This is a genomic window from Providencia sp. PROV182 (assembly GCF_028480325.1).
In the GTDB taxonomy this organism is placed as follows: Bacteria; Pseudomonadota; Gammaproteobacteria; order Enterobacterales; family Enterobacteriaceae; genus Providencia; species Providencia hangzhouensis.
Map to the genome: position 1 here is coordinate 89651 of NZ_JAMPOL010000001.1, position 26360 is coordinate 116010.

27 protein-coding genes and 1 tRNA gene are annotated in these 26360 nt (G+C 37.3%); 11 read left to right on the top strand and 17 right to left on the bottom strand.

The window, feature by feature from the left end; all coding sequences use genetic code 11:
• Positions 1–240: 240 nt before the first annotated feature.
• On the bottom strand, positions 241–1491 hold the full coding sequence (locus PR834_RS00425; protein WP_004260006.1) for a mechanosensitive ion channel family protein: 1251 nt from the start codon (positions 1489–1491) through the stop codon (positions 241–243).
• A gap of 347 nt (positions 1492–1838) precedes the next feature.
• On the opposite strand from PR834_RS00425, the gene PR834_RS00430 reads away from it, so the two are divergent.
• The gene (locus PR834_RS00430) at positions 1839–2363 is read left to right on the top strand and encodes an anti-virulence regulator CigR family protein (RefSeq protein ID WP_165119703.1); all 525 of its coding nucleotides are present in this window, start codon (positions 1839–1841) and stop codon (positions 2361–2363) included.
• A 452-nt stretch (positions 2364–2815) separates the two neighbouring features.
• Positions 2816–3658 carry a D-amino-acid transaminase gene (locus tag PR834_RS00435; protein ID WP_272536306.1) on the top strand — a complete coding sequence of 281 codons (843 nt, stop codon included), beginning with the start codon at positions 2816–2818 and terminating at the stop codon, positions 3656–3658.
• Between the two features lie 20 nt (positions 3659–3678).
• Here PR834_RS00435 and PR834_RS00440 read toward each other — a convergent pair whose 3' ends face one another.
• The 4 genes from PR834_RS00440 to PR834_RS00455 all read right to left on the bottom strand — a co-directional run bounded on the left by PR834_RS00440 (position 3679) and on the right by PR834_RS00455 (position 7265).
• A complete protein-coding gene (locus tag PR834_RS00440) occupies positions 3679–4254 on the bottom strand; it encodes a cysteine hydrolase family protein (protein WP_004260017.1) in 576 nt (191 codons plus the stop codon).
• A 95-nt stretch (positions 4255–4349) separates the two neighbouring features.
• Positions 4350–5711 (bottom strand): sensor histidine kinase, encoded by a 1362-nt coding sequence (locus PR834_RS00445; protein ID WP_004260020.1) that lies wholly within the window; start codon positions 5709–5711, stop codon positions 4350–4352.
• The gene (locus PR834_RS00450; protein WP_004260024.1) at positions 5701–6375 is read right to left on the bottom strand and encodes a response regulator; all 675 of its coding nucleotides are present in this window, start codon (positions 6373–6375) and stop codon (positions 5701–5703) included. The genes PR834_RS00445 and PR834_RS00450 overlap by 11 nt, the downstream gene beginning before the upstream one ends.
• Before the next feature lie 629 nt (positions 6376–7004).
• Entirely contained in the window at positions 7005–7265 is a 261-nt protein-coding gene (locus PR834_RS00455) for a DinI-like family protein (protein WP_004260032.1), read from the bottom strand.
• A gap of 222 nt (positions 7266–7487) precedes the next feature.
• Here PR834_RS00455 and PR834_RS00460 point away from each other — a divergent pair, with 222 nt between their 5' ends.
• Positions 7488–8021, top strand: coding sequence for a GNAT family N-acetyltransferase (locus PR834_RS00460; protein ID WP_164455532.1), 534 nt, complete (start codon positions 7488–7490; stop codon positions 8019–8021).
• A gap of 18 nt (positions 8022–8039) precedes the next feature.
• Here the strand turns inward: PR834_RS00460 and PR834_RS00465 are convergent, their stop codons facing one another.
• The gene (locus PR834_RS00465; protein WP_196725009.1) at positions 8040–8459 is read right to left on the bottom strand and encodes a GNAT family N-acetyltransferase; all 420 of its coding nucleotides are present in this window, start codon (positions 8457–8459) and stop codon (positions 8040–8042) included.
• Between the two features lie 293 nt (positions 8460–8752).
• Here PR834_RS00465 and PR834_RS00470 point away from each other — a divergent pair, with 293 nt between their 5' ends.
• Both PR834_RS00470 and PR834_RS00475 read left to right on the top strand, forming a co-directional pair.
• Positions 8753–9484: a class I SAM-dependent methyltransferase gene (locus PR834_RS00470; protein ID WP_096864892.1), complete on the top strand. Its 732-nt coding sequence runs from the start codon at positions 8753–8755 to the stop codon at positions 9482–9484.
• Between the two features lie 164 nt (positions 9485–9648).
• Complete coding sequence (locus tag PR834_RS00475) at positions 9649–9759, top strand: DUF4113 domain-containing protein (protein WP_226616964.1); 111 nt, start codon at positions 9649–9651, stop codon at positions 9757–9759.
• 85 nt (positions 9760–9844) lie between these two features.
• Here the strand turns inward: PR834_RS00475 and PR834_RS00480 are convergent.
• The 3 genes from PR834_RS00480 to PR834_RS00490 form a co-directional block, all read right to left on the bottom strand.
• Positions 9845–9921: transfer RNA gene (locus tag PR834_RS00480), tRNA-Pro, on the bottom strand.
• A gap of 73 nt (positions 9922–9994) precedes the next feature.
• On the bottom strand, positions 9995–11710 hold the full coding sequence (gene yejM / locus PR834_RS00485) for an LPS biosynthesis-modulating metalloenzyme YejM (RefSeq protein ID WP_110591854.1): 1716 nt from the start codon (positions 11708–11710) through the stop codon (positions 9995–9997).
• A 21-nt stretch (positions 11711–11731) separates the two neighbouring features.
• Positions 11732–11959, bottom strand: a complete 228-nt coding sequence (locus PR834_RS00490; protein ID WP_004911940.1) for a YejL family protein — start codon at positions 11957–11959, stop codon at positions 11732–11734.
• Positions 11960–12201: 242 nt separating this feature from the next.
• On the opposite strand from PR834_RS00490, the gene yejK reads away from it, so the two are divergent.
• Positions 12202–13203 (top strand): nucleoid-associated protein YejK, encoded by a 1002-nt coding sequence (gene yejK, locus PR834_RS00495; RefSeq protein WP_004260056.1) that lies wholly within the window; start codon positions 12202–12204, stop codon positions 13201–13203.
• Between the two features lie 97 nt (positions 13204–13300).
• Here yejK and rplY read toward each other — a convergent pair whose 3' ends face one another.
• Together rplY and PR834_RS00505 are read right to left on the bottom strand one after the other, a co-directional pair.
• Entirely contained in the window at positions 13301–13582 is a 282-nt protein-coding gene (rplY, locus tag PR834_RS00500; RefSeq protein ID WP_004260060.1) for a 50S ribosomal protein L25, read from the bottom strand.
• Positions 13583–13747: 165 nt separating this feature from the next.
• Entirely contained in the window at positions 13748–15505 is a 1758-nt protein-coding gene (locus PR834_RS00505) for a DEAD/DEAH box helicase (RefSeq protein ID WP_196724966.1), read from the bottom strand.
• 223 nt (positions 15506–15728) lie between these two features.
• Between PR834_RS00505 and rsuA the strand changes: the two genes are divergently transcribed.
• The 3 genes from rsuA to PR834_RS00520 all read left to right on the top strand — a co-directional run bounded on the left by rsuA (position 15729) and on the right by PR834_RS00520 (position 18610).
• On the top strand, positions 15729–16436 hold the full coding sequence (rsuA, locus tag PR834_RS00510; protein WP_094960408.1) for a 16S rRNA pseudouridine(516) synthase RsuA: 708 nt from the start codon (positions 15729–15731) through the stop codon (positions 16434–16436).
• 18 nt (positions 16437–16454) lie between these two features.
• The gene (locus PR834_RS00515) at positions 16455–17639 is read left to right on the top strand and encodes a Bcr/CflA family multidrug efflux MFS transporter (protein WP_272536307.1); all 1185 of its coding nucleotides are present in this window, start codon (positions 16455–16457) and stop codon (positions 17637–17639) included.
• 629 nt (positions 17640–18268) lie between these two features.
• Positions 18269–18610: a hypothetical protein gene (locus tag PR834_RS00520; RefSeq protein ID WP_004260080.1), complete on the top strand. Its 342-nt coding sequence runs from the start codon at positions 18269–18271 to the stop codon at positions 18608–18610.
• 260 nt (positions 18611–18870) lie between these two features.
• On the opposite strand, the gene mepS is transcribed toward PR834_RS00520, so the two are convergent.
• Positions 18871–19455 carry a bifunctional murein DD-endopeptidase/murein LD-carboxypeptidase gene (gene mepS, locus PR834_RS00525; protein WP_004253117.1) on the bottom strand — a complete coding sequence of 195 codons (585 nt, stop codon included), beginning with the start codon at positions 19453–19455 and terminating at the stop codon, positions 18871–18873.
• An 815-nt stretch (positions 19456–20270) separates the two neighbouring features.
• On the bottom strand, positions 20271–20864 hold the full coding sequence (locus tag PR834_RS00530) for a YrbL family protein (protein ID WP_210044577.1): 594 nt from the start codon (positions 20862–20864) through the stop codon (positions 20271–20273).
• A gap of 342 nt (positions 20865–21206) precedes the next feature.
• On the opposite strand from PR834_RS00530, the gene PR834_RS00535 reads away from it, so the two are divergent.
• On the top strand, positions 21207–21551 hold the full coding sequence (locus PR834_RS00535) for a hypothetical protein (protein WP_004253122.1): 345 nt from the start codon (positions 21207–21209) through the stop codon (positions 21549–21551).
• A 136-nt stretch (positions 21552–21687) separates the two neighbouring features.
• Here the strand turns inward: PR834_RS00535 and yeiP are convergent, their stop codons facing one another.
• From yeiP to PR834_RS00550, 3 genes are all read right to left on the bottom strand, one after another.
• Complete coding sequence (yeiP, locus tag PR834_RS00540) at positions 21688–22260, bottom strand: elongation factor P-like protein YeiP (RefSeq protein ID WP_004253124.1); 573 nt, start codon at positions 22258–22260, stop codon at positions 21688–21690.
• Positions 22261–22413: 153 nt separating this feature from the next.
• On the bottom strand, positions 22414–23658 hold the full coding sequence (gene mtr, locus PR834_RS00545) for a tryptophan permease (RefSeq protein ID WP_196724964.1): 1245 nt from the start codon (positions 23656–23658) through the stop codon (positions 22414–22416).
• A 160-nt stretch (positions 23659–23818) separates the two neighbouring features.
• The gene (locus tag PR834_RS00550) at positions 23819–24256 is read right to left on the bottom strand and encodes a nucleotide triphosphate diphosphatase NUDT15 (protein WP_096863847.1); all 438 of its coding nucleotides are present in this window, start codon (positions 24254–24256) and stop codon (positions 23819–23821) included.
• Between the two features lie 164 nt (positions 24257–24420).
• On the opposite strand from PR834_RS00550, the gene fruK reads away from it, so the two are divergent.
• A complete protein-coding gene (gene fruK / locus PR834_RS00555) occupies positions 24421–25356 on the top strand; it encodes a 1-phosphofructokinase (protein ID WP_094960617.1) in 936 nt (311 codons plus the stop codon).
• 63 nt (positions 25357–25419) lie between these two features.
• Here the strand turns inward: fruK and nfo are convergent, their stop codons facing one another.
• Positions 25420–26265, bottom strand: coding sequence for a deoxyribonuclease IV (gene nfo / locus PR834_RS00560; RefSeq protein ID WP_036957604.1), 846 nt, complete (start codon positions 26263–26265; stop codon positions 25420–25422).
• Positions 26266–26360 lie beyond the last annotated feature (95 nt).

Genomic DNA, 26360 nt, shown 5'->3' on the forward strand with positions numbered 1-26360 from the left:
TCTGTTGAGTTACATGACTTACATCAATGTTATCCCTGATAAGATAAATGTATTTATTTAATTTATAAGGATTTTTTGTTCGCTATAACATAGATTAGTTCTATTTCTATTAACTATCGAAGTATTAATTATTATATAACGATTGGGTCAAAAGTAAGGAAAAAGAGGGATATCTCCCTCTTTGAAATACTACTTTAGGTGTAGATGGATAAGAAAATTTAACTAATCACTTAGTATTAATTATTTTTCTGGGGAATAGCCTATCATCCTAACATCATTTCCGGTAGGTGATTGATGTACCATCAGATTAAATTGCGGAAGGATGGAAAAGATATGGTCAAAAATGTCTGACTGTATTCTTTCATACTCCACCCATACGGTTGTATTCGTAAACGCATATATTTCGATTGGGATACCATTTGAGTCAGATTCTAGCTGTCTGACCATAATCGTCATATTTTTGTGAATATTAGGGTGTGATTTTAAATAAGCTTCAATGTAAGCCCGGAAAGTCCCTATATTTGTCAGACGACGTTGATTTAAAGGGATTGCTTTATCATCAGGTAGGCTAGAATTAAAGACTTGAATCTCAGATATTTTTTGCTCGATATAGGGCTCAAGTAAATTTGCTTTAATGCAGTAGGCTATTTCTTCAGATGTTAAAAAATGCACACTGCTAGCATCTAAGCGGACACTACGCTTAATTCGGCGCCCACCAGATTCTGTCATTCCTTTCCAGTTTTTGAAGGAATCAGAAATAAGTGCATAGGTAGGAATAGTGGTTACTGTGTTATCCCAATTACGGACTTTTACCGTAGTTAAACCAATATCGACCACCGCGCCATCAGCACCGTATTTAGGCATTTCTAACCAATCGCCAATGTTAACCATGTTGTTGGCTGAAAGTTGTATACCAGCAACTAACCCCATGATAGGGTCTTTGAACACTAGCATCATGACCGCTGTCATTGCACCAAGACCGCTGAGAATAATCAGAGGCGATTTGCCTATTAATAGCGCAATGATCATGATGCCAATTAGAATTGTGGCAATCAGTTTAAGACTTTGAAATATTCCTCTAAGAGGTAAATGCGCGGTTTTAGCCGCACGTTGGAGTACACCCAGTATAATATCAAGAACAGAGTAAAGGGTTAGTAAGCCAAATAATAGGCACCAAGCCTGTGAGCCGACCTTTAGAACGGCTTGTGCAGTCGAGCCTGAATGTAACCATAGCGTAGCTTGGATATTGACAACAACACCTTGTATAACAAATGCAAAGCGATTAAAAAGATTATGTTGAGTTATTAAATGAATCCAAGTTCCTGCACTTTTTTGCCCGTGCTTTTCGAGTTGAGGAAGTAATATTTTATGCAGAATTAAGTGTAATACGCAGGCGACGATTAGAATTAAACCGAGCACCATAAGTAAAGAGGCGAGGTTAGCGTAATCTTGGTTGAACTGACGTACCCAGTCTAGCAGTTGCTGCTGCATGGTTTCTCCTTCTTGAGGGTGTTAGGAACAATGGTTTATAAAAATATTCGGTTTATAAAAATATTCGATAGTTTAAAGACCTTATCATATTCACAATGAAAATTCATGGCGAACAATATTAAACTCCGTCTTAATTCTTATTGTTAGTTCTAAGTATTGTGCAGTATATGAATGCAATATTAATGACAATAAAGTCATTATAAAGGAGCGGGTTCGTTAATTTGATTAGTTATGTAACATTTACATAACATTACATGTGATAAGGATTTTCTGATTGCGAGTCTTCATAACTAAGCATAATGTTCTACAAACTTCCTAATGTTATATTAACTTTGCAGGAATTTATTATGAGCGTATTTAAAAAGCCGACTTATTCTGTTCTTTTGCAGTATATCTTATTACCCGTTATTGCCTGCACTCCATTTCTCGCTAATTCATCTCCTAATGGCAATCAAGGCCAAGGGAATGGTAAAGGAAATCAACAAATTCATGGAAACAAAGGAAATCAGAATAAAGATAAATCGAATAAAGGGGATGGTAATCAACAGCTAAAATATGCCAAAGCAAGCGAATATTACGATAAGAAACGAGGTTCTAATATTAGTTTTAATGTGAGTTTTGGTAATGTAAGGCCTTTGGCCATTGAATATGGTTTGACGGGTTATCAAGGGTTGCCGCCAGGCATTGCAAAGCAAGTTGGTCGGGGTAAACCGCTTCCTCCAGGTATTGCCAAAAAAGCGTTACCTTCAGCTTTTTTAGCTCAATTACCCGTTTATGTTGGGTATGAATGGAAAATCAGTGGCCAAGATCTTGTCTTGGTTGCGATAGGAACAGCGATAGTCGCAGAAATTATTGAAAATGTTTTCGAATAAAAAAAACGACCTTGATTTCAAGGTCGTTGTGCAAAATAAATGCAATTAACGCTAATGATTAGGTAACTAAAAGGTCTGATTGACTAGAAAATGATTAACTTGCTTACATAAAACGTTTAGACAGTAATTCAACAACTTCTTGCACACTACTGATAAATTCTTTGATGCTGTTCATCGATAACTCCAAATTAAAATGTGATCCAGATCACGTGAGAGCATTTTAGCCATTAACATGTTAATGTCAAGTTAATATTAAAAATAATTTTAAATATTAAATTATTTTTTAAAAGAATATCTGGCACTTGTTTTTGACTGCAAGTTGTTACCACAAGACATGCAAAAATCCATAAGTGGGCACAAAAAGTGTGAAGAATTGAAAGGTAATTTTTATAATATGGCGTATGGTTAATTAGAGGTTAGGTAATGATTTGATTGATAAAGGAATATAACTCATGATTGCTTATGTGAACGGCCAGTTTTTACCTGAGGAAGACGCATCAGTATCTATTTTTGACCGTGGGTTTCTATTTGCGGATGCAGTATATGAAGTGACAGCAATAATTAACGGTAAGCTCGTTGACTTTGATCGTCATATGGCTCGTTTACAGCTTTCTTGTGCTGAATTACAGTTATCACTACCTTATGATTTAGCTGAATTAAAACAAATTCATCTTCAATTAGTTCAGAAAAATAATATCGAGGAAGGGCTTGTATATCTTCAGTTGACCCGTGGTAATGCACACCAACGTAGTTTTTTATATCCGGATAAACAGACGAAGCCAACATTAGTCTTATTTGCACAAAAGACACAGATTGTTGAAAATGAAAAATCAAAATATGGAATAAAAGTTGTCACTGTAGATGATATTCGTTGGCAGCGTTGTGATATTAAAACAGTTGCTTTATTAGCAGCTTCGATGGCAAAAGAATACGCTAAACAGCAAGGTGCAGACGACGCTATATTTGTTAAAAACGGCTATATTACTGAAGGAAGTTCCAGTAATTGTTTTATTATTAATCAACAAAACCAAATACAAACACGGGGGTTAAATAATGAAATATTGTCAGGTATTACTCGCCAAGCGATATTACAACTTGCTAGAGAACAACAAATAGACATTGTTGAAAAGCCATTTAGTATTGATGAAATGTTAGAAGCCAAGGAAGTCTTTATTACCTCGGCGACAACATTAGTTTGGCCAGTTATTATGGCGAATAACCAATTCATTGGGGAAGGTAAGCCGGGGAAACTAGCTATCCGGCTACGAGAGATATACTTGCAAAAATTAAAATAATCACATGAGATATCTAAATGTTATTTTAATTGCATAAATTCTTTAACTGAAGAAATGGTTACCATGCCATCCAATGCCTGGATACTTTGCTGGTGGAGTTCTGGCGTTGGAGCGGCACATAAATCCTCAAGTACTGTAACAAAATACCCTAAATCATGAGCCTGTCTAGCCGTGCTTTGAATGGCCTTTACGGTACTAACTCCGCCAATAAACAACTCGGTAATATCATTATCGGTAAGCCATTTATGGAAATGATTTCCTGCAAATGCAGAAACCCCTTTTTTAATCATTACTGGGTCACGAAATGCCACTTCAAGGTCATGAGCCCAATGACACCCAGTGCCACTTAATTTTAAGGCTCCAAGTTTTTTAGCTTGCTGAAACATAGGGGAGCCAGCAGGAACATCGTGATAATTGTCTGAAAACCCAACCTTAACCCAAATCACGGGAATATGATGGTTTCTTGCATATTGTGCCGCTTGATTAGCTTTTTCAACGATTTTTCGCGAGCAAGTTTGCTGGTAACTTGAATTAGATAAGCCATTTTTACCAATTATCTCTTCAATGAGATCAATAATTACTAATGCCTTGGACATTATTGCCTCTTTTAGGTGTAAGTATATTAACGTATAACGGCGTATACTATCTGGAAAAAAGCGTGAATGCTGTTAACTCAATAACATTATTCGATTTAGGGTAAGTCAATAATAAAACCAATACCTTGATTGTCTAATCCATCAGTAACTCTAATTACAGCACCGATTTTATGGGCTAAATTCTGGGCGATAGATAAACCTAAACCGCTTCCGGTTTCCATTGTTCCAGGTACTCGATAAAAGCGAGAAAATATAAGCTGGCGACTGTCTTCTGGAATTCCTCGGCCGTTATCTTGAACAGAAATAGTCCCACCAAATGGGGTAAGGTCTTTTAAAATGACCTTGATTTTCCCTTTTTCAGGGCAATATTTAATCGCATTTTCAAGCAGATTAGTAAAAATATTACTTAATGCGAGTTTATCTGTGAGGATATAAAAAGATTTTGGGCTTTGGAGTTCGACATCAATATCTTTGTTAATGGCGTAAGGTATGTGTGAAGATATTAAATGGCTGATTAATGCAGGCAGGTCAACTTGTTCTTTATTTAGCAAGAAATCTTCAGTTTCTAAACGAGCTAAGTCAATTAATTGATGTGATAGAGAGGCCGCACGATTTAAAGTTTCTTGCATATCATTAATAATTTCGCCTTTTTCTTTTGGATTATCAATTTGCATTAACAAATGCAATTGAGCAATAACAGCCGCAATCGGCGTCCGTAATTCATGTGCGGCGTCTGCCATGAAGCGCTTTTCACGTTGATTCGCAGCATCAACACGAGACATAAGGTTATTTATTGCAGCAATAATAGGCCGAATTTCTTTATATTGCTCTTTTGTTTCTATAGGGGTTAAATTACCCGGCTGACGGCTGGAAATGAGTTTTGCTGATTGTCTTAAAGGCCGCAAACTAAAATAAGCGGTAATTAAAATTGCTAGCAACATAATACCTAAAATGAAAGCGAGGGGGATGGCTGTCCCTTCGGCTGGATTACCTAATAAGGATTTACGATCACTATAAGATTCAGCAATGACAACCTCAAAGGTTTTTTGATCATTCCATGCAGAAGTAAAGTGCCAGTCTTTATGTAATGCCGCGAGCTCAGAAACGGATTTAAGGGAGGGAACATGTAATTTGTCACTGTTCCGGTAATAGACATTCCCTTGTTTATCTCTGACAACCATAAAAGGCCGATAACTAATATTATCGCCACTTTCCATTGCGCTAGAATAAAGTTCTTGTAGGTTATCGGCTATTTTATTGAAATATTCAGGTTTATCAGCAACCACATCAAGTGTTTTAGCAAACCCTTGAGTGACGATATTCTGTTGTGCATTTAACTCATCATGAATTGATGGCCAATAAAAAAACTGGAGCCAGCCAACTAATAATAACCAAAGAAAAATAACAGAACTGATTTGTAGCCCGAATGTATAAATAAAAAATGATTTAACTTTCACTTAGTGGCACTTCTTTTTTTAATAGATAACCAATGCCACGGATAGTAATTATACGGTCTTTACCTATCTTTCGGCGTAAATTATGAATATGAACCTCTAAAGAGTTACTTTCTACATCATCCAATCCGAATAGACGCTGCTCTAAATCCGTTTTTCTGACAACATTATCTGCATTTTTTATTAATTCATAGAGTAATAGGTATTCTTTCCCGGATAGCAGTAGCAATTGCTCATTAAGGGTTACTTGATGATTAAGTGGATTTAATTGCAGGTTACCCAATTGCCATATTTCAGATGAAAACCCAGCCATACGGCGACTAACGGCTTTCACTCGGGAAATAAGTTCAGGCATAGCAAATGGTTTTGTTAAAAAGTCATCAGCACCTGAATCTAAACTAGAAACTAAGTTATCCATTTGGTTTCTTGCCGTGAGAATGATTATTGGAATAGTTTCGCCCATATTACGCCAAGCTATGAGCTCGTCATGACCATCGCCATCAGGTAAGCCCAAATCTAAGAGCATTAGGTCAAAATTGCGAGATGCGAGTTGTAACTTTGCATCAGCAAGTAGCCTTACCCAACAAGGATTAAAACCTGCAAGCTCCAGCCCACGACATAGTGCTTTTCCCAATTGAAGATCATCTTCGACTAATAGGATATTCATATTATCACCTCTACTAGCCAGTATAAGCAGGCAGTGAGCGTCAGACAATATGAACAGTTCAAGTTTGAAGCGTATTTAAGCATATCTTAAGGTTGGTTTAACCCATCTTTAAGGTACAAAAAAATAGACTGTTTATTATCGTTTTATCATTCAAGCAATAAGAGCATTGATAATGAAACACGCATTTTATGAGGTGCCATTGTTTATAGTCGCAATCGCGCTTGCTTTAATCTTTATTGGAAAAGATTTTAATAATACGTCCACAGTTAGTTTATCACCCCTAAAACTAAATGAAATTTCTACTTGTGCAAATATTACTAACTGTATTTCGCAGGTTAGAACAACTAATGAAGAGAATGAAAAGTTGAATCCAGTGAAACAAATTAAAACCTTTCTTAGGCATAAAATCTATTAATTAAAAATGAGTAAAATTTAGATATAAGAAATTTAAAACAACTAGCTGCTTTAATAATCAGTGTGTTACCTTGCAGTTGTTCTCTGGCTGATGAAAGTACTTTTGTTGTTGGAGGGGGGAGTCAATATTGCGCCAGTTTATGAAGGTGTAAAAAGCCTCACGTATTAGTAAAAAAGGAATGTCATAGGGTAAAACATTCCTTTTAAGTATTTGGTTAATCCTCTGTTGTTTCTTCTGGGACCCAACCATCATCCATCCATATTTCTTCCAGTATTTCTTCAATACGAGTTTTATCCTCCGCTATTTTTGTTCCTGAAATATTAACGCGTTGTTGTGAGCTAAACCCAACCCGAGTTACCATATCAGGATATTGGTTCTGAAGTTTGCGTAAAATCTCAGTTTCAAGAGCTTGTAAAACCACTGAACTGGGTTTTTGCGGAGCGTTTTTATCAAATAATACTTCGATACGTAACATGATAGCCTCTAGTAAAGACTGTATTAATATACAGTATTTTTAGAACTATTAGACAAAAAAGTCAATATAGAGCTGCAAATATTTTTATCAGTAAATTAAGTGAAAAAATAATATCAATATAAAACAAAAAGTTAATCTTATGAGCGCTTGATAAAATAATTGTCAGAAAATTAAAAATAGGTATTCTATAAAATATATTTGATGAAGGTGAGTTTCGATTAAATGTTACATGCTTTAAGAATTAAAAGTGAAGATAGCCAAGCGATAGCTATGATTAACCAGTTATATGACACCGCTTTTCCGTTATATGAACAAAGAAGTTATCAGGGAAGAAAGGCAATATTGAATCATAGCGATTATTATTTGTTCAATTTCAAAGAAAATGACATTTTTATTGGTTTTATTGGTTGTTGGAAAATCGAAGGTTATTATTATATTGAACATTTTGCCATTTCCCCTGCATTAAGAGGGCAAGGTTATGGGCAAAAGGTACTAAAACAGTTTTGTCATGATGTAGGCAAAGTGATTCTAGAAATAGACCCTATTATTGATGAAATCAGCCAAAAACGTTGGTCTTTTTATCAGCATTGTGGTTTTCAACAAAATGAATACGCCCATGCTCATCCAAGTTATTACCCAGAAAATAAGCCGCATGAGCTTAGGGTGCTAAGTTATCCAGAAGAGATTGCTCAAGAAGCTTATCAGCAATTTAATCACATCTTACAAACGGTTGTGATGGATAAAACGCTATTATAGTTCATCATATCGATGGTATTAATCAGGTATATAGCAATAGATAAGTTCGGGATCATTATCATCTAAATTTTCTATGTAGCCACTAGGAACAAAGCCAGCTTTTGTAAAGAGCTGTTGAGTGGCAGTATTCGATTGATTTGTAGAAGTAAAAATTTTGGGAGTTTTGCTCTGCATTTTTAGTTTATTAATTAAAATGAGGCCAAGGCCTTGTCGACGATGGTTTTTATTTACCATTAATAGCTCTATAAAGGCATGGGAATAGAAATGATAATGTAGAACGCCATAAGCCAATATTTCGTTGTTGGATTCCAGTACATAACATATTCCTTGCTCGCTCCATTGGGTAATGTCTTTATAGCGTTCTGCGGTCGCAATGGTATCTATGGAAAATATAGCATTTATATCAATTGGTGTTGCTACTCTAAAGTTAGTTTTCATTATTAATCAGTTATTTGTCAATGCTAAATGTATTAATTCAAAAATATTACAGTATAGGATGGTTTAAATAAAAGGTTAATATGAAAACTTAAAATAAGTTCATTACAATTATTTTTTTTAACCTATTGAATTAAAATAATTTTAATCTTATGGGCAGTTAACTAAAAATCTACCATAAAGCTCGCTCTTTGCTATCATTGAGTCGTTGTTAATCTATACAGTGGTAATTCTTATCAAATTTAAGAAATATAGAATATGATTAGCCTAATTTTCTTATTATTGGGGAATAAACCATGTCTCAAAATATTTATGATGACCCTGATTTTTTTGCAGGCTATGCAACATTGCCTCGCTCAGTCGAAGGGCTAAGTGGTGCACCAGAGTGGGATGCAATACAACGGTTATTACCAGATTTAAATGGGAAATCTATTATAGATTTAGGTTGTGGTTATGGCTGGTTTTGTCGGTGGGCAAGTGCTCAAGGGGCAACACAGGTAACAGGCGTTGACCTCTCAGAAAAAATGTTAACAAAGGCGATTTCAATGACAGATGATTCCGCTATAACATACTTACGTGCTGATTTGGAAAAGTTGAGCTTACCTACTGAACAGTATGATTTGATCTATAGCTCGCTGGCTCTACATTATGTGGTCGATATTTATTCTCTATTAACTAAGTTATATCAAGCTCTAAATCAAGGTGGGAGGGTAATTTTTTCTGCAGAACATCCAATATACACCGCACCACTTATTCAAGAATGGTGTATAGATAAGTATGGTAATAAAGCCTGGCCGGTTAATCAGTACCAGCAAGAAGGCAATAGAATTAGCCATTGGTTTGCTGATGGTGTCGTGAAGCAACACAGAAAATTATCCACTTGGATTAACTTATTAATTTCTGCTGGGTTTGAAATAATTGAACTGGACGAGTGGGGGCCATCGTGCGAGCAAATTATAGAAAATCCAACATTAGATGAGGAAAAAGAGAGACCAATGATATTTATTATTAGTGCTCAAAAGCCATAATTAAAACCTTATGTTTTGGTAAAGTTTAATACACATCACAAGGCGATTTATTATGGTTCAATGAATCGTTAAAGACTGTTGTTGGCATAATGCACACAATGGCTTATGACTAGTTATTATGAGAAATATAGTCATGGGTAGTAATTGACAGGTATGTGTAATGATTGTTTGTTAGTAAGAGTAGTAATAGCGGATATAAAATGAAAAGAGAAATGTTGTCACCTGCCTACACGACAAATTTTGATGAATTAGCAGTGGTTAAAGTTAGAAAATAAGTTGGATTTTTACCCGACTTTTGCCCACCTAAAATTTCATGCATAAAAAAACCAACCTTAACAGGTTGGTTTCTCTAGAAAAAGTTGGTCGGCATGATAGGATTTGAACCTACGACCCCCGACACCCCATGACGGTGCGCTACCAAGCTGCGCTACATGCCGAACTTTGATTAATACTACTCAATTTGCTTCTAAAAGCAATAGACTTATGATGCGACTGGTTGATATTTAAGCACTAATTTTCATTAAAACGCTTTAATTCAGTAAAGATTTTCAACAACTCAGCCAAATCAGGTTTTTCATTTCGTTCTATGGCACCTTGTTTATCGTAGATATTAAACTGGCCATTTTGATCCATGTAGAGGGTGGCATTATCTGTGGTAATGACAACATCGTCGTTGTCACCCGTGATCACCCATGGGTAAGTACGTTTAACACTAAATAAATCTTCACCTTGGCTGTAATCATCAGGTGGATTACTGACATGTAATAAACGCTGCATCAGTGTTGTCATCACATCTTGATGGCTTGTTAGCTTATCTATCTGCTGTGCAGGTGTGTTTGGCCAATAAATAAACAGTGGTACCTGCATATTATCACGGTTGAAGCGTTTACCATCTAACCATTCGTTTTCTGCTTTTCCTTGGTTATTGTAATTTGCCGTCACAATAACAATGGTATTTTGCAAGCGATTATCACGCTGTAATGCGGCCATTACGCGATTGATTTGTTCATTCGTTTTTGCACTTCCAGGTGTTCCTTTAATATTCAGGAAAGAGAACCAAGGCGAGCCGTTCTTAAGGTTATCTAGCCAGTTATTCCACTGTGTAACGGTTAAGTTGTCATTATCTGCAGTTTTTGCAGGTAATGAGTAATCAGCTAAAATAGCTTGTCTGAATAATGGAGAATTAAAGCCATCTGTTGAGAATAAACCAAACTGATACCCTTGATGTTGTAAGGCTTCAATTAGCGCTGATGGATGGCGGCCATTGAGAATATTATCGAAATAAGTCGATGAAATACCATAGAATAGGCCAAATAGCGCAGTATCGTTACGTAGCCCAGCTGTGTAGTGATTCGTAAACTGCGTACTGATTTCTTTAAATTCGTTTAACGCCCCCATAGAATCTTGTTGAGATTTATTCCCTAGATCATCAATGACCAACAATAATAAGTTGTAATCAGCGCCTTGGTCATAATAACTTAAAGGTTTCAATGGGTAATTTAATTTAAGTGCCGTTGGGCTACCTTGTTGGAATACACGATTTTGATGTTCGGTTAAGTCTAATAGGCCATACCTATCAAGTAGCTTGCGAGCTGTCATGGGTTGCGACAATGGATAATTGTAGCGTTGCATGGTGATAGGGCGATAAAAATTAGCATCGGCCCATGCATACATCAGGTGTGACATAATAAAAGTCACAATAAAAATAGCCGCCAGAGGTTTGCCGAATGTTTGACGGTTTAAACTACGTAGTTTTTGCCAACTCCAAGTCGCAAATAACATTTCAACAAGAAAGATAATGGGAATACTGATAAACATCAGTTGCCACTCACGAGCCATTTCCCCCTTAGTTGGGTTGATGACCAAGTCCCAAACTTGCGGTGTTAAATGCAAACCGAATTGACTAAAAACACGGATATCAAAGATTAATAGTGTTATTCCTGCCGTTGCAAGGGCAACACAAAGTAGCCTCAGCAACCGCTGAGACATAACAATAAAGGTCAGTGGAAAAATAATTAGCAAGTAAGTCGCAAAGACCACAAAACTAAAGTGACCTAACCAACTGACGAAAGCATAAATTCGGCCAGTTAAGGTATCTGGCCAATCAAAAATAAACAGATAGCTGCTACTTAACACGAGGCTAAGCAGTATATTGAATAGTGCAAACCAGTGCCCCCAACCAATCATGTTAGAGACTTTGTCACGGTAGCGCAGGTGGGTGACCATACTGTTTATTTCATTAATCAATTAGTGTGATTGATCTTCTTTAACAGAAGAAAGTAATGCATTTGCGAATGATTCTGCAATCATTTTACGTTGCGCAGGCGCAACCGACGTATTCAGCAGATTCGTTACCATATTACCTAACACCATGAGGGAAAGGTCAACAGGGGTGTGATTTTTTTCTAACACACTCACGAGGTCAGAAAGTAAACCTTCAACTTTTTCATCACTATAGCGAGATGATTGTGGCATAAATTGAGACATCCTAAATTAATGAAAGCTACATATCATAGCGTATCACAGTTGGTTTTTCTTCTTTCTTCGCAACAAATTTTTGTTTAAATGGGAATAATGTTAATTCAGATTCGTAAAGTGCGTATTAGTTCAGCGTAATCAGGCTAAAAATAGAACAAATGATGGTTTCTGTTGCAGATGAATAATATCAATGTTTGAATACGCGCAACATTATTTTCGCTATAACGAAGGAGCCAACAATGAGTCTGGAAATTAACCAGATAGCTTTACACCAGCTAATTAAAAGAGATGAGCAGACCCTAGAGGTGATGTTGCGGGATTCTCTATTGACAGCAGATGGTGTCGTACAAGACATGATGGCAGAATTGCACCGCGTCTATAGTGCTAAAAGTAAAGCATTTGGTGAATTTAACGAAGAAAGTGAACTTGCTGATGCGTTAAAGTTATTGCGTAAGGGCGAAGAAGAATTTTTAGGTTTCAGCCGCGCGATGACGGTTCGCTTAAAAGATGAATTAGCCAAATATCCTTTTGCGGAAGGGGGCGTGGTTCTCTTTTGTCAATACCGTTACCTCGCGGTCGAATACTTATTAATTGCGGTGCTCAATAGTTGTGACAGCATGTTTGTCACAGAATCATTGGATTTAGGCACGACACATTATTTAGATATTCCTCATGCAGATATTGTCGCACGTATTGATTTAACCGAATGGGAAACCAATCCTGAGTCAAAACGCTATTTAACTTTCTTAAAAGGCAGAGTAGGGCGGAAAGTTTCTGATTTTTTTATGGATTTTCTGGCTGCATCTGAAGGGTTAAACGCAAAAGTTCAGAATAAAGGCTTGGTTCAGGCACTTGATGATTTTTGTGACAATGCACAAATGGACAAAAATACGCGCCAAGCTTATCGCCAGCAAGTACATAGTTATTGCACAGAACAATTACAGTCTGGAGAGGAAATAGAGCTACAGGCGTTGGCAAAAGAGCTGCCAATGGTTGAAGAACAAAGCTTTGACGATTTCGCTCGCCAAAATGATTATCAACTCGAAGAAAGTTTCCCTGCCGATAGAGGAACGTTAAAGCAATTAACGAAGTTTTCGGGGAGTGGTGGCGGGATCACGATTAGCTTTGATGCGATGCTCATGGGGGAGCGTATCTTTTGGGACCCTGTCACTGATACGTTAACCATTCGTGGCACACCACCTAATTTGCGTGATCAATTACAACGCCGTGGTACTAAATAGGTTGTGGTGTTGAAGAGGTAGAAATAAATAACGCCGCAATTGCGGCGTTATTTACTCGGCGTCCCGAAAATTTCTAAAGCTCGGCTGTGGGCTTTAATTAAGCGCGCAGGAAGTCAATGTGCGTCACTTTTGGCTTAAATGGGTGACGTTGAACAGCCTGAACTTTTACTTTTGTTTCTTTACCATCGATAACCAGATTCAGAACTTCGTAAAATTCTGCTTTGCTTTCTTGGTTGATGATTTCATCGTGGTTAAGAGTTACAGAGATAGCTTCTTGGTTGCCACCGTAAACGATAGCTGGAAGCTGGTTATCTCTGCGCAGGCGGCGGCTCGCACCCTTACCCTGCTCTTTACGTTCAATTGCATTGATAGTTAACATTACTATTTCTCTATAAAAAGAAAATATAAATTCCTGCTACAGGCGACCCAGCAGCAGGTTCGAGATTTGGCCTAGGATAATCTATTCATAGAACAAGATATCGGAAGGCGGGCGGCATTTTAACGAAAAATCGGCCATCCAGCAATCATTATGATCATTTTCGCGTTATGACAGGGGAGCAGCAACGCGAAAACGCCCTTGATAATCGAAGATTTTCTCTCGAATTTCCCAAAAGCGTTCTTTTTTGCGCGCGACAATAAATTGGGGATATCGTAATAAAGATTGTTGCACTAATATATCATTTGCATTATTCCACTTAAACGGAACACCTGGGGCACGCTGATGCTCACGTAAAAAACGATATTCGAACACGCGTTTTTGTGCGGGTGTGGCTAGGCGAAAACGTTCTGAAACAGAAGTTCCGTCTTCATCATAATAATTGATTTTAATCCATTCACCTTTGTTATCACTCCCTGTAATGAATTGCATACCACCACAACGAATAATTAACGCATCTTTGAGTTTTAAGGCGGCTTTTAGCATATCGTCAGGGTCGGTAAGCACTTCTTGGCATTTTTGACAGCGACGAGCCGCTATATCATTTTCTGTACCACAGTGTGGACATTGTTTAAACCGAAAACGAAATTCACATTGTTTTTTCTGCTTATTTTCATCTTCTTCCCAGCCTTGGCAGCGCCGGCCGTAATGTTCAATAATTTGCCCATCAGAGGTACATTTTCCCCAAAAAATATTCGCAAATTGGCATAATGGGCAAAAAACTTGCACAGGCACACTGGTTGAATTTGGTTGACTTGAACCCACTTCAGGCCGAAATAAATCGTGTGGATTACCTGCGTAATCTAAGATTAAACAGCGTGTTTTTCCCTCATAAAGGCGTAATCCTCTGCCAACAATTTGTTGGTATAAGCTGACTGACTCTGTTGGCCGCAAAATAGCAATCACGTCGACATGAGGTGCATCAAACCCTGTTGTTAATACTGAAACGTTAACGAGATAATGTAATTCTTTATTTTTAAATTGCTTAATAATTGCTTGCCTATCAATTGCTGGGGTTTCAGCCGTCACTAATGCCGCACTATTCTTCGGTAGATAACTCAGAATTTCTTTGGCATGCTCGACCGTCGCAGCAAAGATCATGCAGCCTTGTAACGGTGTTGCATATTCAATAACTTGCTCAATAATTTTAGGCGTAATGCGTTGTTGTTTTTTTAATGACAAATTAAGTTCTTGTTCGTTAAAAATACCCGATGATGTTAGTGAAACTTGGCTAAAATCATATTGTAAAACAGGCATGTCTAAGCGTTCAGGTGGAACTAAGAATTTGTTTTTAATCATATAGTGTAGGGGGAGTTCATAAATACACTCTCGGAAAAAACAATTTTCATCACCACGTACCATGCCATGGTAATGGTATTGGTAAATCCAGCCACTGTTGAGGCGGTAAGGGGTGGCTGTTAATCCTAAAATACGTAATGAAGGGTTATTAGCTTGTAAAACTTGAATAATTTGTTGGTATTGGCTCTTATCATTCAAACTTATACGGTGACACTCATCAATAATTACTAGGGAAAAATGTGCGTCAAATGCCTTAAGATTGCGAGCAACAGATTGCACACTACCGAAAACCACTTTGCTTTGAGATTCTTTGCGGTTCAGGCCAGCGGCAAATATATCGGCTTGTAGGCCATATGCGAGGTACTTAGCATGGTTCTGCTCAACTAATTCTTTCACATGGGCTAATACCAACACTCGCCCGCGAGCAAGCCGAGCCAATTCGGCAATCACTAAGCTTTTACCTGCTCCTGTTGGTAAGACAATCACGGCAGGGGCAGTCTGCTTGCGGAAATAATCAACCGTCGCATTGACAGCTTCTTGTTGGTAAGGGCGTAATACAAAAGGCATATTATTCAGTATTATGTAATTAAATCAGGTGAATGACGTTAAATTTAATTTAAAACGATGACTCTGTCTAAAGATGTAAGTTGCTGCGGTGAAACTATCACTTCACAGGGGTTATTGTTATAATGAATTATGTGATAGCAATCACAACAACCTTTCACTCTATATTCTGACAGTTGAGCGTTATTGTACGCTTCGCTGGCATTCCATCAAGTTAAGAGAATCTATGCGACTGGATAAATTTTTGTCCCAGCAATTAGGGATAAGCCGAAGTTTGGTAGCGCGAGAATTGCGCGCAGGGCTCGTAACGGTTGATGATGAAATCGTTAAGTCAGGGGCCTTTCAAGTTACGATTGATCATGAAGTCGCTTATGATGGTAATGTCCTCGTGCAAGTTACTGGGCCGCGTTATTTTATGTTACATAAGCCACAAGGCTATATTTGCTCAACAGATGACCCAACACATCCAACAATTCTTTTTTTTATTGATGAGCCTCTCGCACAAAAACTGCATTCAGCAGGGCGTTTAGATATCGACACAACGGGTCTTGTCTTATTAACTGATGATGGTCAGTGGTCACATCGCATTACTTCACCGAAGCATCATTGTGAAAAAACATACCGAGTTCAATTGAGTGACGATATCGCCAATGATGTTGCCGAGCAGTTTGCTCAGGGCGTTATGCTTAACGGGGAAAAACACCTAACTAAACCAGCAAAACTGGAAATTATCAGTCCTAGAGATGTCAGGTTGACGATTAGTGAAGGGCGTTATCATCAAGTGAAACGCATGTTTGCTGCGGTGGGGAACCATGTTTGTGGGTTACACCGTGAACGCGTTGGTGAAATTTGGCTCGATGAGACTCTTGAGCCCGGAGAATACCGTCCACTGACGGAAGAAGAGATCAACAGTATTAACGTACCACGTAAATAAATAGCAGGAGTTTAAAGAGTGCAACAGCAGCGTTCATCCTATTTGGGGCTGATACTAATTCTAGGTTTATTATCGATGTTAATGCCGTTGGCCATCGACATGTACCTGCCAAGCTTTCCGACGATGATGCATTATTTTAATGTAGATGAAGGGCGCATTCAAATGACGCTCAATAGCTACATTTTTGGTTTTGCTATAGGGCAATTATTTTATGGGCCGATGGCAGATAGCATTGGTCGTAAACCTGTTATCTTGGGTGGAGTCGTTGTTTTTGCAATTGCTTCAGCGGCTTGTGCTATCACTGAATCGATTGACTCACTGATTTGGTTGCGTTTTTTACATGGTTTTGCCGCGGCAGCTGCAAGTGTTGTGATTAATGCACTTATGCGGGATATGTTTACCCGTGATGAATTCTCAAGAAGTATGTCTTTTGTTGTCTTAGTGATGACAATCGCACCGTTATTAGCCCCTATTTTAGGGGGAGAGCTAATGCGCTGGTTCTCATGGCATGCAATTTTTTGGAGCATCGCTATTGCTGCGGTTATCGCCGTTATTTTAGTGAGCTGTTTTGTGCGGGAAACACTCCCCGTTGCCAAAAGGCAAAAATTTCATGTTGGAACAACATTAAGGCAATTTGCGACTTTATTTAGAGCAAAACAAGTATTGTTCTATATATTAGCGAGCTCATTTTCCTTTGCAGGGATGTTTTCGTTCTTAAATGCAGGCGCTTTTGTGTATATCGATTTAAATGGGGTATCTCCACAGAATTTCGGCTACTATTTTGGTATCAATATCATCTTCCTGTTTATTATGACGACCATTAATAGCCGTTATGTAAGGCATTTCGGCGCGGAGAAAATGCTTTACTTTGGTATTATTATCCAATTTGTGATGGGCGTGTGGTTGCTTGTTACAACGGCATTTGCATTAGATTTTTGGACATTGGTTATCGGTGTTGCAGTCTATGTTAGTGGAATAGCGATGATCACTTCTAACGCAATGGCAGTGATCTTGGATAATTATCCACATATTGCAGGAACTGTTTCTTCATTGGCAGGAACAATAAGGTTTTCAATTGGCGCACTCGTTGGAACTTTGTTATCACTAATACCTGCTCAGAGCGCATGGCCAATGGTCGGCTCTATGGTTGCTTGCGTGGCGCTCTCAATGTTATTTGTTTTACTAGCCAAAAAAATAAAATAAATCATATGTTTTCAAGTTTCATGGATGAAACTGAGAACACTCAATTCTCTTCTTCATTATTTATAACGGACTAATCAAAGTTTGTTCTAGTTACTTTCCCATATAATTCATTTATCTATTAGAGATAAAAGTGATTGCTCGATAAAATCGAGTGATAACGCAGTGGTATTAATAATCTTTAGTGAAAAATGATCTAAATCAATTATCATTACAGCTGAATTTGTTAAATTTATGTTTTGTGATTTGATATGCATTGCAACATTATTCATTAATAAAAATTTGGATTTACTTCAAAAATAAACTGTTTTTTACTATTTTCTTTTCACAAATGTAAAAAAAAGTTAAGTGTTTTATGCAAGATGTTAGGATGTAGCGATCAAAATTAGTTTATATTTTAAGATATTTGCTATTAAAATGAATATGCAATGATTTATGTCACAAAAATTTAACGACATTTTGTTTTTTTAATGTTATATTTAAGATTCGGTATTTAACATTCATGTTACTTTTTGGATAACTTTAAGTTCGGTTTGAACGATGAATGAGTGGCTTAAGCCCATGTTAGGTCAAGTAAGAAATTAAATATCAATACTTGGCAAAATACTAGAATGTATCAATAGGATATCTTTGTGGAAAAATTAGGTCTTTCGGTGGTGCACAGGCTACCGCAAAGCTACCGCTGGTTATCAGGCAAAATAGGTACGGATGTTGAAGTTGTACCTATGAATGATGCCGATAGCGATAAGCTTGTGGGGCTGAAATTACTTAGCCATGACTGTGCGACAGATTGTATTGCAATGCAACAATTGTCTGAATCATTATCAGATATGCAGATTGCCAACGCGATCTTAGAGTGGCAAAAAGAAATTTGCCTATTTATTCATGCTAATGATGAGTTGGCAGCTATGTGCCGTTTAAAAGCCTCTGGCGTTGCTATTGCAGAACTTTCTTCTGGTTTTTATAGTGCTTAGTTTTGAGTATATTTAATATTTTATTAGTTGTTATAGTGGCTTGATTACTTATTATTATTTTAGTTACAGGTTTTATTCGGTTACGTGTTTAAAGCTTGTTTTTGAATGAGTATTATCGCGAGGTGGGCTTGGTGTTTTAGTTGTTTTTTACCTAAAAATCAAATGGCTATCACTAAGTTTAGTCAAAAAATTCCCAATAAAAAAGCTTCCATCAAATGGAAGCTTTTTTATTGGGAAGGGATATAGGATATTATAAAAACTTATGAGCCATTAATAATGCGCCTGCTGGCATAATATCTTTTGCTCCAGTATGAGTTAGTCATTTCAGAAACGATAACACCACTACTGGTTGATGCATGGACAAATTTTTGGTCACCAATATAAATGCCAACATGCTTCATAGTACGGCCTGTTTTAAATAAAACAATATCACCGACTTTTAGATTATTACGTTTTACGCTTTTGCCGGAGGATTCTTGTTCAGAGGTCGTACGAGGGAGTTCAACACCAAATTGTTCAAGAAATGTTCTCTGTACGAAACTTGAGCAATCAACACCTTTCTTTGTTGTGCCGCCAAGACGATAAGCTACGCCTTTCCAGCTTGCGTATTGATCCATTATTTTAGATTTAGTATCAACACTTTGTACTAACTCTTCGAATTCATCTTGAGATGCCATCGTCAACGAGTCACCCGCAGAACCATTTAGCATACGAGTATCTGATTTAGCAGTATATTGTGTGTTTTTAGCTGACTTTGGGTTGGTACATGCTGTGAGCGTTACGGCGATTGCAATTGCCGGAACAATGCGCCAAGCATAGCGCTTAAGTTTTTCAGAGGTTAGCATTCTTATATATATCCCTTACCATTTTTCTTTTTAGTACTTTATTGTGTAAAAAGACACAAAAAAACTAAACTTATCCCTGTGAAAAACGCATTATAGATGGCAAAACTGTGTTTTTCGCAGAAAGTGTTTATCGTAGTACCACTAAACTTCGAGTGTACTAGTCATATTTAGTGACTTATTGAGTATAGGAGATATATCAATATTTACTAAATTTACTAAGACATTCTTTACATTTTTTTGTTTAGAAGATTCAGCATCGTAGTAGTACCAAATCAAACCTTTAAGAGCATACATAAACAAAAGCAAAATGGCGAGTTAATAGGGGTGAAATTTACAAAACATTAGATAAAAGTGCCTATTTGCCATTGGTTTATGTGACAATTGTCTACAATGAAGGATATTACTTATAAAGATGGTATTTTTAACTAGTAAAATATGAACTAAATCACACTTTTCTATGTGTTATTTCAGTGAATTTGCATAATTAAGGAGTTTTCAAACTAGAAGTGTAAAGAAGTTTAAGTTTTTATTTAGAGGGAGTGTGTTTGTACTCAAATAAACAGCTTAATTTTTGTTAAGAAAGTCCATTAGAATAAAAAACGCTCAGAAAATAATTTAAAAAATAAAAGTACTGTATGTATATCAGTATTTTTTGGTTGTATTTATTAGCAATTCTCCACAATATTAATATCGACTAGTGAGTAGCATTCTACCATAACCATTCATAACCAATGTATTGTTAGAGCAACTCTAATAATACGTCAATATAACTAGATATTTAATGGTGACAGCAAAATAGGGGGCGAGGAATGTGTCTATATCTTAAGATTATAGTCACGATAAAGTCGTTGTTCGAAATCAGCAAACCGGCGATTTAGGGTGGAACGAGCAATTCTAGTTGAGAAATAATCAATGGGGATTAGGTTAGATGAGCCAAGGTTATCTATAATAATAAATTGACCATAAGGTTTATAGCCTAGTTGATAAACGATGTTATAAGTTTTGAGCGCCATCGTGGTAATAGCCTCTTTGTATATGTTCTTTTTAAATTGCTCATAAGCAATTTTCATGTTTCTTTTATGTTTCAAAAAAACTTGTTTATTTTTTAGATAATAATCTAAAGTATTTGAAACATTTCCTGTCTTATCTTTGATTAATTGGAATACGTACCCTAGCCCCCGATCAGTTTGCTGGGTGCCATAGTAATGAGAAATCGTTTTTACGGTAAGATTCCTTTTATACAAGCGTTTATAATAGCGAACCTCTCTTAATGTTTCTTTATCATCTCGCCCACTTAAATGAACTTTTACACATAGGTGATTATACTCAGGATGCTGATAACAAGCACGTTGCCTGCCTGATGCGATCAAGTTTTCAGAAGGTAATAAAATTTTTTTATCTAAGTTCATATTAATGATAATAAACACTTTTTTTAACAAGTTTAAGGTGTTTGATATATAGATATACCTAAAATGGCATAGCGACGATTTTTATAAATTAATTGACCAATGCTAATAGATTATATTTATAAAGTGTTGCATTTTGTGTGGTTAATTAAGTGTGAGGCAAGTCATATATTTTGTTTTGATAAATAATAAAACAAAAAATAAAAAACTACGGCTATAAATGAAATTATTAATATCCCTTTGGAATTAGTATGTCGTCCTCAGGCAATTCAGCCAAATAAATACTTTAACTGTAAATAAATTACAGGAAGTGACGATAACATAATTTTAAACGGGAATTTCGTTATGAATAGCTCAGTAAAAAAAATGGTAATGGCTTTTTTAGCAGTAACAGCATTGAACTCAAGCTTTTCAGTATTTGCATCTGAAAACAGTGAGGTAAAACGCAGCAATACAGGCGTTATTCGATTTACTGGAGCTATTGTAGCAGCGCCTTGTATTGTCGAAGCCAATGCGAATAAAGTAGAAACCAAATGCTGGAATGATAGTGGTAAGTTGGAAACCGCATCTGCAGATATTCGTAAACTAAAGAATCAAGAAATGTTGCTTCCGAATCAAAAAGGTACTCAACAATTCAACTGGATTAATAAAGATAAAACCCTAGGTATTTACACAATAAAATACGATTAATTTTGAGACGAACACAAATTGAATATAGCAAACTAAGATGAGAAGGTATGCAATGTTTAATTTTAATGACATATGCCTATGAACAATAAATTCATAGGCATATAAAGGCTTATTTCTTTCAAATCAAAAGCAGAAATTAATCACAACGGCCCATATAACGACGCTCAGCGATATGAATACGAATTTTTTCACCGGTTGTTAAATATTCAGGAACTTGAACTGTTAACCCTGTAGCCATCGTTGCAGGCTTAGTTCGTGCGCTAGCCGAAGCCCCTTTAATTGCTGGGGTTGTCTCAATAATGACCATATCAACCGTTTGCGGTAACTCTAAAGCAAGAACTTGCCCATCCATTGTTAACACTTGCATTCCTGGTAACCCTTCTTCAGGAATGAAAAGTAATTCTTCTTCAATATCGGCTTTTTTGAAAAGGTAGGGAGTATAGTCTTCATTGTCCATAAAGACATATTCATCACCATCAATATAAGAAAAGCTCACTCCACGACGGGTTAGGGAAATTGTTTCTAAAATATCATCGCCTTTGAAACGCTCTTCAACTTTCTGGCCCGTTTTGATATCAGTAAAGCGCATTTTATATAATGTACTCGCTCCACGAGCACTAGGTGCTTGAATATCAATGTCTTTTACAAGTAATAATTTGCCATTGTAGTTAATTGCTAAACCACGTTTGATTTCGTTGGCCTTGGCCATAAATAACCTTCTTTAGGGTTGTCAAAAAGAGTGCGACAAAATTACTCGCAGATAAAGAATTAGGCAAGATGCTGAAGTCAATTTTCAGTGAAAAATTTTTAGGTGACATATCAGTGTGGATATAACCAGAGGGCGATATCCACACTGAAAGGGTTAATAAATAGGTAGTAAGCCAGATAGTGACAATAAATGAGCAACCGCATTAATTAATCCAAAGAGGATCACAAAGCCAATAATAAAGCTCCCACCTGGTGCTTTGTAGCTGTTGTTAGGGTAACGTTTACGACTTGCTTTCGCCATCAGCGCAGGGACAATGACTGCCCAAATAGTAGCTGCCAACCCTGCAAAACCAATCGCATAAATAAACCCATTAGGAAAAATCAGTGCGAGTATTGTTGGTGGTAAAAAAGTGACTAAGACAGATTTAAGGCGCCCAAATTTGTTATCTGCAAATTTGAAAAAATCAGCAATAAAATCAAATAACCCTAAAGACACGCCTAAGAAAGAACTCGCTAGAGCCATATAAGAAAACAGGTTCAAAAATTGAGATATAAAGCTGCTCTGGGTAGAAATATTCATTTGAGCCAGTAATGCATCAATATTGTTGCCATTTTCTCTGATTTCAATAAATGACGTTCTTGGAATATTTCCTTGGATCGCATACTGCCACAAAATATAGATAACAACGGTAATGGTAGCCCCATAAACTAGGCTCTTAACAACACTACGGCTATCTTTATTATAATATTTAACTAATCCAGGAACATTACCGTGATAACCAAATGAGGTTAATAAATAGGGTAATGCGGCTAAGGCATAAGGAAGATATTGGCTTTCACCATGCTCAGTTTGGTTGAATAGGATAGCTGGTGATGCGGTTGAAATCATTCCACCGATTGACATAACAAAGGTGATGACCATCCCGCCAATTAAAATGGTACTTAACCTATCGACAGCACGAGTAGAAAGCCACACAAAAAAAGCCACAATAAATGCAAAAATAAAGCCTGCACCCGCTTGTGGTATTTGTATTTTTTCTGACAAATTCGCGGTGATGATAGAGCTTCCTGCAGAAATATAGGCGTAAGTAAGAATATAAAGCACAAAAGTAACGGATAAACTGTTAATAGAATTCCATGTCGTGCCTAATAAGTCTTTGACCATAGTATGGAAACTGGCGCCAGCTGGGTAATTCATATTGGCTTCTAAAATCATTAACCCAGAAAGTAACATGCAAATAAAGGTATAAATTAACAGTATGACAGAGCCTGTGAACCATACGCCGGAAGTCACCATAGGAATTGAAAACATACCTGCACCCACCGCAGTACCGGCAATGATCATCGCACCTCCTAATATAGAAGGATTTTTTTGTTGTGTTGTTCCATCAATAGCCATGGTGGCTCCTAAATATATCGTTTTACTGTACTAGCTAAATGATACGGTAAGAGTGCAGTATTGTAAATATAGTAAATGGAATAAAATAGGGAAAAATGAGTAATTAGAAAGGGATGGATGATAAACGTACAAAAAGAGGATGTTGTACGTTTACACTTGATTAGGCTTTGTGGTGATAGAAACGTTGTGTAAGCCAGAGGTCAACAGCATTGCGGCTAGCTTCAAAATGAGGCTCTGGGAGCTTATCAGGTGAAACCCACATTAAGTTTTCACATTTATCTGCTTCCATAATTCGAGGTTCAACCTCACCGTTATATTCAACATGCATACAAATAGAAACGGTATGTTTACCTTCTTGTTGATAAGTCTGTAAATTATTGCTGATACCAAAAACAGTCGGAGCTTGGATATCAATACCAATTTCTTCTTTTATTTCACGAATGGCACAATCTTCAAAGGACTCACCAGGGTCCACATGTCCCCCGAAAATGGACCAATAGGGCGCATGTTTACTACTGCGTTTGCCCATCAAAATTTGTCCCTGTTTATTAGTGATTAGAACACCAACACCGGCGACGACATGAGTATGCTGAGACATATATTCTCCTTATTATTTTATTTTTCAGCGCGCTGATCCTGACATAATCTTGTAGAAAAACAAGCAGGAAAAAGTACAAATATCACTGAAAACAATATGCTTTAATGTTATAACTATAATTAAATTTAAAGACACGATAATCATGATAAGGGAGATTAGTGGTTATGACTCGCCGGGTTGCTACAATTACATTAAATCCTGCTTACGACCTTGTGGGCTTATGCTCTACTATCGAAGTTGGTGAAGTCAATTTAGTCAAAACCGCTAGCCTCAACGCGGGTGGTAAAGGTGTCAATGTCGCAAAAGTGCTCCGTGACTTAGGTATTGATATCACTGTTAGTGGTTTTATGGGAAAGGATAACCAAGAAGAGTTTCAACATTTTTTCAGTGAAAATGGCATGGCGAACCGTTTTAGTATGGTGCCAGGGCGTACACGGATTAACGTGAAACTCACGGAAAATAATGGGGAGTCAACGGATTTCAACTTTTCAGGCTTTGAGGTCAGTAAAGACGATTGGAACCGTTTCTCCACAGAGTCACTTAATTGGTTAGGCCATTTCGATATGGTCGTTGTCAGTGGAAGTTTACCAAGTGGTATTGACCCAGAAGAATTCACTCGTTGGATGACTCGCCTTCGCCAATTATGCCCATGTATTATTTTCGATAGTAGCCGAGAAGCCTTAAAGGCAGGTTTGAAAGCGTCACCATGGCTAGTAAAACCTAATCGTCATGAATTAGAAAGTTGGGTTGGCCGAAAACTGCCAGATTTACAAGATGTTGTAGCCGCAGCGCATGAGTTAAGAGACAAAGGAATTTCTCATGTTGTTATTTCATTAGGAGAAGAAGGGGCTCTGTGGGTTAATGCTTCGGGTTCTTGGCTGGCGAAACCGCCACATTGTGAAGTGATAAGCACGGTTGGGGCTGGTGACTCGATGGTAGCAGGGCTAGCTTATGGGTTACTCAATGGTGAGTCCAGCGAGCATACATTACGTATGGCGACCGCAATTTCTGCACTATCCGTTTCTCAGCCAGATGTCGGTTTAAAAAATAGAAACAAATTAGCGGATATGATGGCAAAAATTGAAATGAAATCGTTATAGTTAATGAATTTCAAACGACCCCCACATGATAATGCGGGGGTTTTTATATTAGAAAGCCAATAATTAGCTACTTTGCTGTGCTTTCAACCATGCAATTTCTTGCGGCCAAATATCGGGGTTAATGGTTTCTAAAATCAAGGGGATACCATCGAAACGGCTATCTTGCATAATATACGTGAATGGGACAAAACCAATATTCCCTTCACCTAAACTATGGTGGCGGTCAACACGACTGGCAAATTCACTTTTAGCATCATTAAGGTGCATTCCCTTTAGAAACTCAAAACCAACAATATCTGCAAATTGGCTAAATGTGTTGTCACAATCTTCGGCTGTGCGTAAGTCATAACCTGCGGCAAATGCGTGGCAAGTATCAATACAAACGCCTACACGGCTTTTATCTTTCACCCGTTCAATAATTTTTGCAAGATGCGTAAAGTCAAAGCCTAAGTTAGTGCCTTGTCCCGCCGTGTTTTCAATTACAGCGGTCACGCCTTCGGTCTCAGCAAGGGCAATATTAATAGATTCAGCAATGCGAGCTAAACAATCGTCAATTTCAATTTTCTTTAAATGACTACCGGGGTGAAAGTTAAGTAAATCAATACCTAATTGTTCACAACGCTGCATTTCATCGATAAAAGCGACACGAGATTTCTCTAGAGCCTCAAATTCGGGGTGACCTAAATTGATCAAATAGCTGTCATGAGGAAGGATTTGGTGTTTACCGTACCCATATTTTTTGCAGTTATCTTTAAATTTCTTAATCACGTCTTCGCTTAGTGGCGCGGCTTTCCATTGGCGCTGATTTTTTGTGAACAAAGCAAAAGCGGTTGCATTGATTTCATGTGCGCGAATAACAGCTTGGTCAACCCCACCAGAGGCGCTGACATGTGCTCCAATATATTTCATTTTTGACTCCTTTTTGTTGGAGTATGCCATTAATAAGCAAATAAATGAAATCAACAAAAAAGCCACCCATTGAGGTGGCTAAAAGTGAGGAGAAT